The organism is Streptomyces sp. NPDC020917 (assembly GCF_044333795.1).
Lineage (GTDB): Bacteria > Actinomycetota > Actinomycetes > Streptomycetales > Streptomycetaceae > Actinacidiphila.
The window spans coordinates 41,727-56,906 of the sequence record NZ_JBIRRR010000006.1 but is presented as its reverse complement, the minus strand read 5'-3'; the positions used below and the strand labels follow the sequence as shown (position 1 = coordinate 56,906).

The following is a 15,180-nucleotide window of genomic DNA, read 5'->3' as shown; positions in this document are numbered from 1 at the left end:
CCCGGACCTGTGGGATCAGCGGGATCGAGGAGAACTCCCAGCGGGGCCATCGGCACCTGTTCCAGGTTCAAACGACCGTAAATTCCGGGCAATTGACCCGATTGCCGTGCGTGCGGCGTCACTACGCCTCGGTGAGCAGCGGGTCGTACGGGGACGAGCGCAGGCGGCCCGACATGAAGGAGAGGAAGTCCTTCACGAACGCGCTGCGGGTGTAGCTCGGGGCGGAGCCGGCCACGGTGCGGCGCAGCCCGGTCCGGAACAGCGCCCGGTACTCGTCCTCGTCGATCACCTGGTTGCCGTCCCTGTCGGTGACGTCGAAGAGGACCTCGGCGACCCTGATCAGCGCGGGCCCGGCGAGGGAGGGAACGGCGGCCGCGTACTCCTGCCTGCTGACCCGGCCGTCCCCGTCGGCGTCGAGGGCCCCCTGGAGCTCCCGCCACCATGCGGCGTAGGCGTCGTAGAGCCTGGTCTCCTGAGGTTCGTCCAGGTCCAGGCGGGAGGAGATCTCCCGCGCCATGGCGGCGAGGTCGGGCCACTCCAGGTAGCCGTCGCCGGTCTGGTCCAGCACCTCGGTGAAGAACTCGGCGGCAGTGCGCCGCGGCGCGGCCGACGAGGCCGGCGCGCCCGGCGCGGACAGCGGCGTCACCAGGCGCACGAAGGCGCCGGCCTGCTTCATGCGCTCGCGCAGCGCGCCGAAGGCGGCCGCCCGGGGATCGTCGCCGTCCGGCGACAGGTAGAGCAGGTCGGTGAGGGTCTCGGTCCGGATCCACTCGTCGGGCAGGAAGCGGGCCAGACCCACGGCCGTGTAGACGCTCTGCATCAGGGTCCGGGCACCGGGGACCTCGGGCAGCCCGGCCCGCCGGCGGAACGGCTCGGGAAGGGACGCCACGGTGATCGTGCTGACCACCGGGCCGGCGAGGGCGCGGCCCGCCGCCCACACCGTGGGGAGCCCGTCCAGCAGGGGCGGCGCCGGGACGTGGTCGAACAGCTTGTAGAGGATGATGCGCATCGCCTCGGTGTCCTCCAGCACCTCCGCCACCATGTGGTCGTAGTACGACCAGAACTCCGGAAGCGTGGACGGCAGTTGACCCGGGCCGTCCTCCAGGGCCGCCAGGAACGCGCGGAATTCGGCGTAGAGCTGCTCCATGGTGGCCTGGTCGAGCGGCTGCCCGCTCAGCCGGCACATGGTCACCGAGCTCTCGAAGAGCGTCGCGACCACCCAGGCGCGGACCTGCGGATCCATCGCATGGTACGGCCGGTGCCGGGCGTCGGTCCCGCTCAGCCGGGCGTGCAGGCGGTTGAGCCGCGCCGCCTCCCGCTGCCGCGTGCCCTCGTCGGTGCCGAACATGCGCTGCAGGCTCACCAGGGTGTTGCGCAGCCGCCGCCAAGGGTGCGCCACGAACGTCGAGTTGTCGATCAGGGCCGCGCCGACCTGCGGATGGGCGGCCTCCAGCACCGTCGCCCTGAGCATGGCCAGCGCCCAGCGCGGATCGTTGAAGAAGCGGTGGAACTGGGAACCGGGGCCGAACATCGACCCCGGCGGCACGCCGGGAGCGGGCCGTGCGGGACCGCCCGGGTCGCCGGTCGTCGCGGAACGGGGGCGCTGGGGCCGGCTGCTGCCGCCTGAGTCCGTCACGTGTGGGGTTCTCCGTTCGCGTGCGGGGTCACGCCGCCGAAGCGGCGATCGCGGGACTGGTAGGCGCGCAGGCACTCCAGGAAGTGCGGCGCGCGGAAGTCGGGCCACAGCACCGGCGGGAAGACCCACTCGGCGTAGGCCACCTGCCAGAGCATGAAGTTGGAGATGCGCTGCTCGCCGGAGGTCCTGATCACCAGGTCCACGTCGGGGGTGTCGGGGAACGGCAGATGGGCGGCGAAGTGCCGCTCGTCGACGGCGTCGGCCGGCACGCCGCTGCGGATGAGGGAGCGGGCCGCCTCGACGATGTCCCGGCGGCCGCCGTGGTCGAACGCGACGGTCAGCGTCATGCCGCGGTTGGCGGCGGTCAGCGTCATCAGGTCGGCGAAGTCACGGGCGAGCGGTGCGGGGATCCTCGGGTCCGCCACGCCGAGGAACCGGCAGCGGATGCCGCGCGCATGCAGCAGGGCGGCGTGCTTGCGCACCACCCGGCGCACCAGCCACATGAGGAAGTCGACCTCGTCGTCGGGCCGCTGCCAGTTCTCCGTGGAGAACGCGTACAGGCTCAGCCAGCGCACGCCCGCCGACCGTGCCGCCTCGATGACGTCGATCACCGTCGCCTCGGCTGCCTTGTGACCCGACGTGCGCGGCAGGGCCCGCCGGGCCGCCCACCGCCCGTTCCCGTCCATCACGCAGGCGACGTGGGACGGCACGCCCCGGGCGCGCCGGTCAGCGCCCGGTATGTGACGTGACGGGTCCGCCGGCGATCCGGCAGCCGTCCCGCCGGCTCGGTCAAATGCCATACGTGCCCCCCGGCCGTCACTCCACCACCACCCACCCCGCACTCAGGAGTCTCCCCGCGCCCGGACCGTCGTGCGCCGGATCGCCGGCCGCTTCACCCGCCGTACGCACGTCGCATTTCGCGGGCGGGCGACGGGACCCCGGCGGGCGGACCGCCCCGGGCGGCGCTCCCGGCCTGCCCCGTTCCCGGCGGACGCGTAGGGTGACAGCGAGGGTGAGGATGCCGGTGTCGGAAGGACGCACCATGGCGCACGACCCGGGGGTGCCGCCGTTCGAGGGCCGGCCGCCGGAGGTCGCCCCGGCCGCCCGGTCCCTGGGCGCGCTGGACCGGCACCAGCTGCGGGGACTGCTCGACGTGGTGCTGGCGATCAGCGCCGACATGGACACCCGCACCGTGCTGCACCGCATCGTGGAAGCCGCCGCGGACCTCGTCTCCGCCCGCTACGGGGCGCTGGGCGTGCTCTCGGAGACCGGCGAGATCACCGACCTGATCACCGTGGGTGTCGACGACCCCGGCATGTGCGCCGCCATGGGCCTGCCGCAGGGCCACGGCCTGCTGCACAGCCTGGTGAAGGAGCGGCAGCCGCTGCGTGTGGCGGACGTGGCCGCGCACCCCCGCGCCGTCGGTTTCCCGGACCGGCACCCGGTCATGCACACCCTGCTGGGCGTCCCGCTCCTGGTGCGCGGCACTGCCTACGGCGACCTCTACGTCGCCGACAAGGAGGACGGCACCGCCTTCGACGACGAGGACGAGGGCCTGCTCACCGTGCTGGCCAGCGCCGCGAGCGTCACCATCGAGAACGCCCGCCTGTACGAGCACCTCAAGAGCACCGCCGAGCACTTCCAGCGCCGCATGCTGCCGGTCCTTCCCGAGCTGGCGCCGCTGCAGGCCGCGGCGCGCTACGAACCCGCCTCCGAACTGCCCAGGCTGGGCGGCGACTGGTACGACGCCCTGGTCCTGCCCGACGGGGCGATCTGCGTGGTGGTGGGCGACGTCACCGGCCACGACGTCGAGGCGGCGCCGCTGATGGGCCAGATCCGCAACATGCTGCGGGCGCTGGCCCTGGACCGGGGCGGGCCCCCCGACCTCGTCGTGGCGCGCCTCGACCGCGCCCTGACGATGCTCGACGACCCGCCCACGGCCACGCTGGTGCTCGGGCTGATCGAGCGCGGCCGCGGCCCGGGCGGCGGGTACACGTTCGCCTGGAGCAACGCCGGGCACCCGCCGCCGCTGCTCGTCGGCGCGGACGGCGGCACGCGCTATCTGGCACCGGACAGCCACGGGATCCCGGTGGGGATCGACGCGTCCGTCCCCCGGTTCACGCACGAGCACCCGCTGCCGGCGGGCGGCACGCTGCTGCTGTTCACCGACGGGCTGGTCGAGCGCCGCGGCCAGGACATCGACGCCGGGCTGGGCGACCTGGCCGCACACGCGAGCCGTCTCGCCGGCGCACCGCCGGACGAGCTGTGCGACGCCCTGGTCGGCCGGAACGGCGAGGTGTTCCACGACGACGTCGCGATCCTCGCCCTGCGCATCCCGGCCTCCGGGCGGTAGGCGCCCGCGTCCCGGCGCCGAAGCCGCGGCCTAACGGGCCGGCGAGGCGGCGGGAGCCGTGCGGATCATCGTCCAGGAGACCGGCGGGAGTTCCGCGGACAGACCGGTGGGCTCGACGAAGTGGCGGGTGGAGGTGCGCGGTTCGGCGCGGCGCGGCGCCGTTTTCGCGTTCGTCGCCAGCAGGTCCTGCCCGCCGAGGACGACGTGCTCGACGACCTCGTGCCCGCCGCCGACCAGCCGCAGCCGCAGGGTCGCCGCCTGGCTGTCGTCGCGGTTGACGGCGAAGACCGTGGTCTCTCCCGTCTCCGGGTCCCGGGTGGCGGTCACGTCGACCGCGGCCACGTCGCCGAGCGTGGCCGAGTGCAGCGACGGCGAGACCGGCTCGACCCGCAGCACCTCGCCCCGGGCGTGCCGGGCGGTGAGGGCGAACGGGTAGAAGATGGTCTGCCGCCAGGCCCCGGTGTCGGGCTCGGTCCTGATCGGCGCGATGACGTTGACGAGCTGGGCGAGGCAGGCGATCGTCACCCGGTCGCTGTGCCGCAGCAGGCTCATCAGCAGGTTGCCCAGTACGACGGCGTCCTCGACGGTGTACTCGTCCTCGATCAGCCGCGGTGCCCGCGCCCAGTCCAGGTTGTCCTGGCCGGCGAACCGGCTCTCGTACCAGAGGTTCCACTCGTCGAAGGACAGCATCAGCCTGCGCCGGGAGCGGCGCTTGGCGGCGATGTGGTCGCAGGTCGCGACGACGCCCTCGATGAAGGAGTCCATGGCCTGCGCCGAGGCCAGGAAGCCGACCCGGTCGTCGCCGTGCTGCTCGAAGTAGGCATGCAGGGATATGTAGTCGACCACGTCGTACGCCTCGTCGAGGACCTGCGCCTCCCAGGAGCCGAAGGTCGGCATCCGCTCGTTGGAGCTGCCGCAGGCGACGAGTTCGATGTCGGGGTCGATGCGCCGCATGGCCTTGCCCGTCTCGGCGGCCAGCCGGCCGTACTCGGTGGCCGTCTTCTGCCCGATCTGCCACGGGCCGTCCATCTCGTTGCCCAGGCACCAGGTCCTGATGCGGTGCGGCTCCCGGACGCCGTGCGCGACGCGCAGGTCCGACCAGCGGGTCCCGCCGGGGAAGTTGGCGTACTCCAGCAGGTTGCAGGCGTCCTCGACGCCGCGGGTGCCGAGGTTGACCGCCATGATCGGCTCGACGTCGGTCTGCCGGGCCCAGGCCATGAACTCGTTGAGCCCGAAGGTGTTCCGCTCGATGGACCGCCAGGCCAGGTCCAGCGTCTCCGGGCGCTGCTCGCGCGGGCCGACACCGTCCTCCCACCGGTAGCCGGAGACGAAGTTGCCGCCGGGATAGCGCACGGCGCTGACGCCCAGCTCCCGGGTCAGCTTGATGACGTCGAGCCGCAGGCCGTCCACGTCGGCCTCGGGGTGGCCGGGCTCGTAGATGCCGCCGTACACGCAGCGGCCCATGTGCTCGACGAACGATCCGAACAGGCGCGGCGGCACCGGCGCGACGGTGAAGGCGGGGTCGATGGTTGCAGTGCAGGTGAGCACACCTGTCTCCGATTTCTGTGCAGGAGCGTGAGGTCACTTGATGCCCGTGGTCGCGACGCTCTGCACGAAGTAGCGCTGCAGGACGAGGAAGGCGACGGCGAGCGGGGTGAGGGAGATGGCGGCGCCGGCCATCAGCGCGGCATGGTCCACCCCGGACTGGCTGGAGAACAGGGTCAGGGCGGCCGGCAGCGTCTGCATGTCGGCGTTGCTGGTGACCACCAGGGGCCACAGGAAGTCGTTCCACAGCGCCGCGAACTGGATGATGAACAGCGAGGCGAGGACGGGCCTGGCGTTGGGCAGGATGATCCGCCAGAACAGGGTGAAGTCGTTCGCCCCGTCGATCCGTGCCGCGTCGTCCAGTTCGCGCGGGAGCTGGAGGAAGAACTGGCGCAGCAGGAAGATGCCCAGCGCGCTCGTCGCACGCGGCAGGACCAGCCCCTGGTAGGAGTTGAGCCAGCCCAGATGGAACAGGGTGAGGAAGACCGGCACCAGGGTGACCTGGAACGGCACCATCAACGTGGCCAGGATGAGCAGGAACACCACGTTGCTGCCGCGGAACCGCAGCCGCGCCAGCGCGAAGGCGGTCATCGAGTCGAACAGCAGGAGCAGCACGGTGGTGCCGCCGGCGAACACGAAGGTGTTCACCACCAGCCTGCCGAACGGCAGTTGGTGGAGCACCGCGTGCACGCCGTGCATCGTCCAGTGCCCGGGGAGCAACCGCGCGGGGTCGGCGTAGAGGTCGGCGTTGGTGCGGAAGGCGACGCCGAGCATCCACAGGAACGGCACGATCGTCGCGAGGGCGCCGACGACGACCGCGGCCCAGGACAGCACCGCGCCGCCACGGGCGAGGAGCCGGCCCGCGGCCAGCAGGCGGGCCGACCGCGGCGACCGCGGCCCGCCGTCGTACGGTCCGCCGAGGCCGAGGGCGGAACGCCGGGGCAGGGTGTCAGTCGGCATCGCGGTACCTCGACAGTCGCAGTTGGAGCGCGGAGATCGCCAGGATGACCACGAACAGCACCCAGGCGATCGCACTCGCGTAGCCCATCCGGAACTCCACGAAGCCCGTCTGGTACAGGTACATGACCACCGATTCGGTGTGGAAGATCGGCCCGCCGCCGGTCATCGAGAAGACCAGATCGAAGAGCTGCAGACCGGTGACCGTGGCGATGAGGGTGGTGAACAGCAGGGCCGGCCGCAGCGCGGGCAGCGTCACATGGCGGAAGCGCTGCCACGCCCCCGCGCCGTCGAGCGCGGCCGCCTCGTACAGGTCGGGCGGGATCTGCTGCATGCTCGCCAGCAGGACGATCATCGTGAAGCCGACGTTCTTCCAGATGCCCACGGCGATGACCGTCGGCAGCGCGAGGGACGTCGACTGCAGCCACTCCGGCGGGGTGACGCCCGCCTTGGACAGCCAGGCGTCCACCAGGCCGACCTGCGGGTCGAGCAGGAACTTCCAGACGATCCCGCTCACCACCAGCGACGCGATGAACGGGAAGAAGTACGCGGTGCGCAGCAGCGCGGTGTACCAGGTGGTCCTGCGCAGCCGGGAGGCGATCGCCAGGCCGAGCAGCACCTGCCCGGCGGTGACGGCGGCGGTGTAGAGCACCGTCACCCGCAGGGCGTTCCAGAACCGGTGGTCGTGGTACAGCGCGGTGTAGTTGTCGAAGCCGACGAAGGCGTGGTGGGACTCGCCGACCGTCCAGTCGTGCAGGCTCATCCAGCCCGACTGGACGATCGGCTCCGCGATGAACACGCCGATCAGCAGCACGCTGGGGAGGATGAACAGATAGGCGCTGTTGAGGCGGGGCCGGCGGGTGCGCGGCCGGGCGGGGGACAGGGGAGTGCTCGACATCGTGGCGCTCAGTTCTTGTGGCATCCGGTGAGCGAGTCGATCGACTTCGCCGCCGCGCTCGCGGTCGACGCGACGTCGGCGCCGCGCTCTATCTTCTGGATGAGCGGGATGTAGACGTCGGAGTCGATCCGGGTGGCGTCGGCCTGGCCGGCGAGGTAGAGCTTCGCGTGCGGCAGGGCCTTGGCGAACTCGGCGACGGTGGGGTCGCCGGACACGGCGCTGCCCAGGTCGGTCCTGGCCGGCGGGAAGCCCGACAGCTTGGAGAACTGCGTCTGGGCGGCCTTGCCGGTGTACCAGGCGAGGAACTCCTTGGCCTGCGCGGCGTGCTTGGTGGTGCGGGCGATCATCAGCGGCACGGTCGAGGCCAGGGTGACCGGGCCGGCCGAGCCCACCGGCACCTGCGCGATGCCGAGGTTGACGCCGGCGGACCGGAAACCGGCCGCGGCCCAGGGGCCGTTGATCTCCATCGCGGCCTTCTTGGACGAGAACAGCGTGTCGGCGTCGGCGCCGGACTGCCCGACCGGGCTGATGTGGTCCCTGGCGACCAGGGTGCTCCACCGGGTCAGCGCGCCGGTGCTGGCCGGGCTGTCGACGAGCGCGCAGCCGTCGCTGCCGACGATGTCGCCGCCGTTCATCCACTGCAGGATCGGCCACATCTGGATGGTGTTGTTGTCGGCCAGCGAGAGCCCGTACTGGCTGGGCCTGCTGCCGGAACCGGTGGTGAGCTTCCTGGCGTCGGCGACGAACTCGGCCTCGGTGGCGGGCGGCGCAGCGATGCCCGCGGCGGAGAACATGTCCTTGTTGTAGTAGAGCACCAGCGTGGCCATGTTGGCCGGCACCGCGTACAGCTTGCCGTCCACCGTGAACGCCGACTTCACCGGCGCAGGGAAGGCGCCGGAGTCGATCTGCCCGCTGCCGGTGCCGACCGAGGAGTCCAGCGGCAGCACCGAGTTGGTCTTGATGTAGGTGAAGATCGAGCCCGGGTCGGAGCTCGGGGTGGCCAGGTCCGGACCCTGGCCGGTGGCCCAGGAGGCGGGCAGTTTCTGGCCGATGGTGGCCCAGGGCTGGGCCGTCATGGTGACGTGGATCTTGGGGTGGGTGGCGTTGAACTGCTTGACCAGCGCCTGGTACGACGGTGCGTCGGGTCCGGTGAACCCGGTGAGCATCGTCAGGTTCACCACCCCGCCGGCGGACGTGCCGCCGCCGCCCGCGCCGTTGTCGCCGCAGCCGGCGAGGAGCAGCGAGACCGTGGTCGCCGCGGCCACCGCGGCGGCCGCTCTGCCGAAGCCGGGAAATCGACTGTGACTGACGTGCATGCCGATCGTTCCATTTCGTCCGGTGCCCCGTGTCCAGGGGCGGGAGGGTCGATGGGACTGTCTCCTTCTGCGGACCGCCGGTCCGGCGGTCGTTCCGGCAGCGGGCGGGCCGCCGGTGCGGCGGCCGGCCGGGTCAGCCGGCGTGGGTGCCGCAGGACTCGCGGATCACGAGGTCGAACGGCAGAACGGTGTGGACGGGCTCCGGCGCCGTGCCGTCGACCAGGTCGAACAGGACGGCCGCGGCCTTGCGGCCGAGCGCCTCGGCCGGCACGTGGACGGTGGTGATGCCGGGAGTGGTCAGCCGGGAGATGCCGAAGTCGTCGTAGCCGGCCAGCGCGACGTCCTCGGGGATGCGCAGGCCGCGCGACCGGATCTCCAGCATCGCGCCGTACGCCATCTCGTCGTTGGCGGCGAAGATCGCCTGGACGTCGGTCATGCTGTCCAGCACCTGCCGGGCCGCGGCGCGCCCCGACTCCTCGCTGAAGTCGCCCACCGCGAGGGTGTGGGTGCACGGTTTCCCCGACGCGGCGAGCGCGTCGCGGAAGCCCTCGTAGCGGTCCACCGCGGTCTGGTGGTCGAGCGGCCCGCTGATGTGCGCGATGCGGGTCAGCCCGTGCTCCTCCACCAGGTGGCGGGTGATCGCCGCGGCTCCGGCGATCTCGTCGATGCCCACGCTCACCGCGTGCGGCAGGTGGACGAACCGGCCGATGAGCACCACCGGCAGGGCGGCGTCCACCATGCGGTTCACGTTCGGGTCGGTGATCGAGGCCGAGGCGACGATCGCGCCCGACGCGGCCTGCGAGCGCAGCACCCGCTCGTACGCGGCGACGCCGTGGGTCTCGTCCGGGTTGGTGGACAGCATCAGGGCCGCGTCCCGGGCGTTGGCCTCGGCCGTGACCCCCACCAGCAGGTGCATGAAGTAGGGATGGCCGAAGACGTGCTGGCCGGTGTGCGGGACGACGACCGCGATGGACGTCGAACGCCCCGCGCGCAGCGCCCGCCCGGCCGAGTTGGGGACGTAGCCGAGCCGGGCCGCGGCGGCCCGCACCGCCTGCTTGGTGGACTCGCTGATGCGCGGATGGTCCGACAGCGCCATGGACACCGCGCTCTGCGAGATCCCGACCGCCGTCGCGACGTCCTTGAGCGTGACGCTGGTGCGCCTGCCCGCCGTCCGCCCCGCCCCCGAAGGGCCGTCGCCCGGCACGGTGTCCGTCACGCGGCACACCCCCTTCCCGCCAAGGGCCCACGTCCGACAGGAAGGCGGCCCGACGATCGACTGCTTCAACGTTTCAGCGCCATGGACGCTAGGTGCAGCCCGAAAGGGCGTCAAGCGTTCGGACGACATTTTCCGAGGCAAATTCGCCGTGCTCGGGAGGGTTGACGGAGCCGGCGGTGCGCTCTACCTTCGCAGCTGCTGAATCGTGTGAGCACCGCAGCGAGGGACCGCGGCGCTCACGGTGGCGGCGGTCGCGCGCGCCAACCAGTGGGGAGGACGCGCGTGATCGCCGCGACGTCCTCCCCCAAGTGGTGCGTCAGACCGCGGGCTTCCGGTCGGGGAGTGGGCCCGTGGCCATCAGGGCGGCGATCTCGGCGCCGAGCTGCGTGCCCAGCTCGCCCCAGCCGTCCTTGTAGCCGTAGACGCTCGCGAGCGTGCGGGCGTCGTAGTCGCCGTTCATGACCTCGACGTCGGTGGCGGTGATGAGGCCCGGGTGCGGCACGCCGAGCGCCGCCGAGACCTTGGTCAGCTCCTTGCGCAGGGTCTGCAGGTAGACGGCGGCACGGGTGGACTTCGACGCGGGGTCGACCCCGCGGGCCAGCCACGGGTTCTGGGTGGCGATGCCGGTGGGGCACTTGTCCGTGTGGCACTTCTGCGACTGGATGCAGCCGATCGACAGCATCGCCTCACGGGCGACGTTGATCATGTCGGCGCCGAGGGCGAAGGCCACCGCGGCGTTCTCGGGCAGGCCCAGCTTGCCGGAACCGATGAACGTCAGGTCGTCGGTCAGGCCCAGCTCGGCGAAGGTGCCGTAGACCCGCGAGAAGCCCATCCGGAACGGCAGCGACACCGAGTCGGTGAAGGTCAGCGGCGCCGCACCGGTGCCGCCCTCGCCGCCGTCGACCGTCACGAAGTCGACCCCGCGGTCGCCGCGCGCCATCAGGGTCGCCAGCTCCTGCCAGAAGTCCCGCTCGCCGACCGCGCTCTTGATCCCGACCGGCAGTCCGGTCTCGGAGGCGAGGAGTTCGACGAAGTCGAGCATCGAGTCGACGTCGCCGAACGCGGTGTGCCGCGACGGGGAGGCGCAGTCCTTGCCGAGCGGGATCCCGCGGATCTCGGCGATCTCCGGGGTGACCTTCGCGCCCGGGAGCATCCCGCCGAGCCCGGGCTTGGCTCCCTGGGACAGCTTGATCTCGATCGCCCTGACCGGGGCGCTGCCGACGACGTCCTTGAGCTTGCCGAGGTCGAAGCTGCCGTCCTCGTTGCGGCAGCCGAAGTAGGCGGTGCCGATCTGGAGCACGAGGTCGCCGCCGTTGCGGTGGTAAGGGGAGAGTCCGCCCTCGCCCGTGTTGTGCATCGTGCCCGCCAGCGCGGCGCCCTTGTTGAGGGCCGTGATCGCCGCACCGGACAGCGAACCGAAGCTCATCGCGGATATGTTGACCACGCTCGCCGGCCGGAAGGCCTTGGCACGCCCGCGGGGACCGCCCAGCACCTTGGCCGAGGGCAGCGGCGCCTGCGGGTCGTGCATGGCCGGGAGCTCGCCGGCGAAGGCGCGGTGCTTGAGGTACGCGTGCCCCTGCATGTGCTCGACGTCGGCGTCGGTCCCGAACCCGAAGTAGTTGTTCTCGCCCTTCGCCGAGGCGTAGACCCAGGTGCGCTGGTCACGGCTGAACGGTCGCTCCTCCTCGTTGGAGGTCACGATGTACTGCCGCAGTTCCGGACCGACCCTCTCCAGCAGGTACCGGGCGTGCCCGATCACCGGGAAGTTCCGGAGCAGGGCGTGCTTCTTCTGGATGAGGTCGCGGGCGGCCACCACGGCCAGTGCTGCTGCGGTGGCTGCGCCGACTGTCCGGGCGCGCATGAACGTTCCTCTCCTCGCTGATCGGCTCCGTTGCCGTCTCAGGACAAACCCCGACAGTAGAGGATGGCCTCCGCCGGGAGCATCGCCGGGCCCCGGGAGCCCCGCCGGGCCCGGGGATCAGGGCGCCCGGTTTCCGCGCCGGACGGTGTCCTCACCATGGAGGTTCCGAGGCCGCACGCGGCCCGGTCCCGCAGGCACTGGCGAAGGAGTACGGGTGGCAGGCGAGGCGACGGGCGAGGCAACGGGTGCGGGCACGGCGGCCGGGGTGGCGGAGGCGTCGCGGGCGGAAGGCTTCGCCCGCCGGCTCGAACCGTTCCGGAGCGAGCTGCTGGCGTACTGCCACCGGATCCTCGGCCCGGCGCACGACGCGGAGGACCTGGTCCAGGAGACCTACCTGAGGGCGTGGCGGGCGCGGGAGCGGTACGACGAGACGCGCAGTTCCCTGCGCACCTGGCTCTACCGGATCGCCACGAACGGCTGCCTGACCGCCTTGGAGGTCCGCGGGCGCCGGCCGCTGCCGTCGGGGCTGGTGGCCGCCTCGGAGTCGGGCGCCGCTGAACCGTCCGTTGCGCGAACCGCGCCGTCGAACGGCGTGCGGCCCCTGGTGGGCGGAGGTCGTGACGAGAGTCCGACCTTCCGGGGGCTGCACGCCTTCACCGCCGTGGCCGAGCGACAGCGCCGAGGGCCGCGACGGCCATGCGCACCGCCCGGTCCGCCACGGCGGCGTAGTCGTCGCCCGCTTCCAGGGCCGCGGTCGCGGCGTGGACGAGTCCCTGGAGCAGCCGCGCCGTCCTGAGCGGGGCGTCGTCCCCGAGATCCCGCAGGGTGTCCACGAGCGGGTCGAGCAGCGCGCGGTGTGCGGCGTCCGCGCTCTCCCGCAGGACCGCGGCGTCCTGCGCGTCCGCGCCGGCGCGGGCGATGCGGTGCTCGCCGTCGCGCACCATCTCCAGTTGGGCCGTGACGTAGGCGGCGACCCGGTCCTCGGGCGCGTCGCCGGCCGCGGCGAGGGATGCCTGGATCCGCTCGGTCCAGCGCGGTGCGGCCTGGCGGACCACCTCGTCCAGCAGTTCACGGCGGTCGGTGAAGTACTTGTAGACGCTGTTGCGGGCCAGTCCGGTGCGGCGGGCGACCGTCGCGAACGTCACCCGGGAGGCGTCGCCCTCGGCGAGCAGTTCCCGTGCCGCGTCGAGCAGGGCGGCACGCTGCTGGGCACGGTGGTCGGCGACCGATGCCGCGTGGATCTTGGGCACGGAGCCAGTCTAGGACCCCGCTTGGAGACGCCCTGTCCCCATCTTCTATTTTGGGGACACCATGTCCCTATCTTTGGAAGGAACGCCGTGTTCCTCGCCCTGCTGGAACTCAGAGCGGCCCGGGGCCGCTTCCTGCTGATGGGCGGCGTCGTCGTCCTCGTTGCGGCGCTCGTCGGCATCGTCTCCGGGTTCACCACCGGCCTCGGTGACGACACCGTCTCCGCCCTGCGGAGGCTGCCCGCCACGCACATCGCCTTCGCCGCGGGGTCCGACTCCGACCAGTTCGCCCGCAGCCTGATCGACGAAGGGAGCGCTGACGGCTGGGAACGGGAGAAAGGCGTCGCGGCCACCCCGCTGGGCGTCGCCATCACCCGCGGCACCACGGACCGCCAGGTCGAGGTGGACCTCGCCGCGTTCGGCGTGGAACCCGGCGCCTTCACCGACCCCGGAGCCACCACCGGCCGGCCCCTGGACGCCGCTGCGCCGGACGGCGTCGTGGTCTCCCGCCAGCTCGTGAGCGACGGCATCCGCATCGGCGACGTCCTCACCGTCGACCGGCTCGGCATCCGCCTGAAGGTGATCGGCACCACCGGCCGCTCCTCCTACGGCCACGTCCCCGCGGCCTACGTCACCACGGACACCTGGCGGCGGATCCGCTTCGTGGCGCCCGGCGGGGACGCCCGCGCCGTCGACCTCCCGCGCCAGTACAGCGCGATCGCTCTCGAGCTCCCCGCGGGCTTCGGCGGGAAGGCGCTGGCGGACGCCGACCGCCGCCACCGCACGACGACCGTCCCGCTCCGAAACGCCTTCGCCGCGGCCCCCGGCTACCAGGGCGAGCGGTTGACGATGCTCTCCATCCAGACCTTCCTCTTCCTCATCGCCCCGCTGGTCGTCGGGGCCTTCTTCGCCGTCTGGACCATCCAGCGCACCCCGGAACTCGCCCTGCTGCGGGCCATGGGCGCCTCCCGGCGCCGCCTGCTCGGCCACACCCTCACCCAGGCCGCCGTGGTCGTCGTCGCGGGAACCGCGGTCGGAGCCGCCATCGCCTCCGCCGTCGGAATGGCCGTCGGCGAGCGGGTGCCTTTCAGCCTGCCCGCCACCGCCCTCGTCACCACCATGGCGGCGGTGGCCCTGGTCGGGCTCGCCGGCTCCGCCTTCACCCTGCGCCGGGTCGCCGGCGCCGACCCGATGACCATGCTGGGAGCCGCGCGATGACCCTCCGCCTGAACGCCGTGACCGTCTCCCTCGGTCGCGGTGAATCGCGCACCACGGCCCTGCGCGGGCTGACCGCGGCCTTCCGTCCGGGCGCCTTCACCGCCCTCGTGGGTCCCTCCGGTTCGGGAAAGTCGACCCTCCTCGCCGTCGCCGGCGGGATGCTCCGCCCGGACGAGGGGCAGGTGCTGCTCGGCGACACCGACCTGGCCGCTCTCACCGACCGCGAACGCGCCCGCGTCCGCCGCACGTGCATCGGCTACGTGTTCCAGAGCGGTAACCTCCTCGGCGGCCTCACCGCCGAGGAACAACTGCTCGCGGCCGCCTCGGTCGCCGGCCGCGGGCCTCGCGCCCTGCGGGGCAGGGCCCGCGAGCTGCTCGCCGAGGTCGGGCTCGCCCACCGGCTCCGCCACCGCCCGGACCAGCTCTCCGGCGGCGAGCGCCAGCGAGTCGCCCTGGCCCGCGCGCTTCTGATGCAGCCTCGTCTGCTGCTCGTCGACGAGCCGACCGCCGCCGTCGATCGGACCCGTGCCGACGACCTGACCGCGCTTCTCGTCCGCACCACGCACCAGCACGGCTGCGTCACCGTCGTCGCCACCCACGACCCGGTGGTCGTCGAGGCGGCCGACAGCGCGATCGACATGCTGGACCAGGAGGGGGGAAACGGGCGCTGACCCGTGCGGACGGTCGCTCCGCGCTGGTGTGCGTGTACCCCATGGGGTGTATGCGCGCCAGCGAGGGACGACCACCCTGTGCCGGCGAGCCGGCTGCCGGAATGCGACAAGGTCACCTGCCGCGGCTGCGGAAGGCACGTCGGGCAGGTCCTGGCCGGAGTTCCGGCGTCGCGGCGCTGCACCTGCGTGAAGGAGGCGCCGTCCGCCTCCTCGCGTGCTCCTGCGTCGTGCAGCCACGACTGACCGGCGTCCGCGCGGGCCC

The 15,180-nt window shown here is 72.5% G+C and carries 12 protein-coding genes and 1 pseudogene; 4 read left to right on the top strand and 9 right to left on the bottom strand.

Annotated features, from left to right (window positions below; translation table 11 throughout):
* Positions 1-121 precede the first annotated feature (121 nt).
* A complete protein-coding gene (locus ACH4TG_RS14940; RefSeq protein ID WP_398243046.1) occupies positions 122-1,531 on the bottom strand; it encodes an oxygenase MpaB family protein in 1,410 nt (469 codons plus the stop codon).
* A 101-nt stretch (positions 1,532-1,632) separates the two neighbouring features.
* Complete coding sequence (uppS, locus tag ACH4TG_RS14935) at positions 1,633-2,436, bottom strand: polyprenyl diphosphate synthase (RefSeq protein ID WP_398242668.1); 804 nt, start codon at positions 2,434-2,436, stop codon at positions 1,633-1,635.
* Positions 2,437-2,678: 242 nt separating this feature from the next.
* Here uppS and ACH4TG_RS14930 point away from each other — a divergent pair, with 242 nt between their 5' ends.
* Positions 2,679-3,989, top strand: a complete 1,311-nt coding sequence (locus ACH4TG_RS14930) for a PP2C family protein-serine/threonine phosphatase (protein ID WP_398242666.1) — start codon at positions 2,679-2,681, stop codon at positions 3,987-3,989.
* A gap of 30 nt (positions 3,990-4,019) precedes the next feature.
* Here the strand turns inward: ACH4TG_RS14930 and ACH4TG_RS14925 are convergent, their stop codons facing one another.
* The 6 genes from ACH4TG_RS14925 to ACH4TG_RS14900 form a co-directional block, all read right to left on the bottom strand.
* Positions 4,020-5,537 carry an alpha-N-arabinofuranosidase gene (locus ACH4TG_RS14925; RefSeq protein ID WP_398242665.1) on the bottom strand — a complete coding sequence of 506 codons (1,518 nt, stop codon included), beginning with the start codon at positions 5,535-5,537 and terminating at the stop codon, positions 4,020-4,022.
* Between the two features lie 33 nt (positions 5,538-5,570).
* Positions 5,571-6,494 carry a carbohydrate ABC transporter permease gene (locus tag ACH4TG_RS14920; RefSeq protein WP_398242664.1) on the bottom strand — a complete coding sequence of 308 codons (924 nt, stop codon included), beginning with the start codon at positions 6,492-6,494 and terminating at the stop codon, positions 5,571-5,573.
* Positions 6,484-7,389, bottom strand: a complete 906-nt coding sequence (locus ACH4TG_RS14915; RefSeq protein WP_398242663.1) for a carbohydrate ABC transporter permease — start codon at positions 7,387-7,389, stop codon at positions 6,484-6,486. The genes ACH4TG_RS14920 and ACH4TG_RS14915 overlap by 11 nt, the downstream gene beginning before the upstream one ends.
* 8 nt (positions 7,390-7,397) lie before the next feature.
* Positions 7,398-8,705 carry an ABC transporter substrate-binding protein gene (locus ACH4TG_RS14910; protein ID WP_398242662.1) on the bottom strand — a complete coding sequence of 436 codons (1,308 nt, stop codon included), beginning with the start codon at positions 8,703-8,705 and terminating at the stop codon, positions 7,398-7,400.
* Between the two features lie 133 nt (positions 8,706-8,838).
* A complete protein-coding gene (locus ACH4TG_RS14905; RefSeq protein ID WP_398242660.1) occupies positions 8,839-9,921 on the bottom strand; it encodes a LacI family DNA-binding transcriptional regulator in 1,083 nt (360 codons plus the stop codon).
* Between the two features lie 316 nt (positions 9,922-10,237).
* Positions 10,238-11,782, bottom strand: coding sequence for an FMN-binding glutamate synthase family protein (locus tag ACH4TG_RS14900; protein WP_398242659.1), 1,545 nt, complete (start codon positions 11,780-11,782; stop codon positions 10,238-10,240).
* Between the two features lie 265 nt (positions 11,783-12,047).
* On the opposite strand from ACH4TG_RS14900, the pseudogene ACH4TG_RS14895 reads away from it, so the two are divergent.
* Positions 12,048-12,326 (top strand): annotated as a pseudogene (locus ACH4TG_RS14895) (sigma-70 family RNA polymerase sigma factor); the annotation flags it as partial.
* Positions 12,327-12,435: 109 nt separating this feature from the next.
* On the opposite strand, the gene ACH4TG_RS14890 reads toward ACH4TG_RS14895, so the two are convergent.
* Positions 12,436-13,032 (bottom strand): TetR/AcrR family transcriptional regulator, encoded by a 597-nt coding sequence (locus ACH4TG_RS14890; protein ID WP_398242658.1) that lies wholly within the window; start codon positions 13,030-13,032, stop codon positions 12,436-12,438.
* Positions 13,033-13,119: 87 nt separating this feature from the next.
* On the opposite strand from ACH4TG_RS14890, the gene ACH4TG_RS14885 reads away from it, so the two are divergent.
* Positions 13,120-14,247 carry an ABC transporter permease gene (locus ACH4TG_RS14885; protein ID WP_398242657.1) on the top strand — a complete coding sequence of 376 codons (1,128 nt, stop codon included), beginning with the start codon at positions 13,120-13,122 and terminating at the stop codon, positions 14,245-14,247.
* Positions 14,244-14,918 carry an ABC transporter ATP-binding protein gene (locus ACH4TG_RS14880; RefSeq protein ID WP_398242656.1) on the top strand — a complete coding sequence of 225 codons (675 nt, stop codon included), beginning with the start codon at positions 14,244-14,246 and terminating at the stop codon, positions 14,916-14,918. The genes ACH4TG_RS14885 and ACH4TG_RS14880 overlap by 4 nt, the downstream gene beginning before the upstream one ends.
* Positions 14,919-15,180 lie beyond the last annotated feature (262 nt).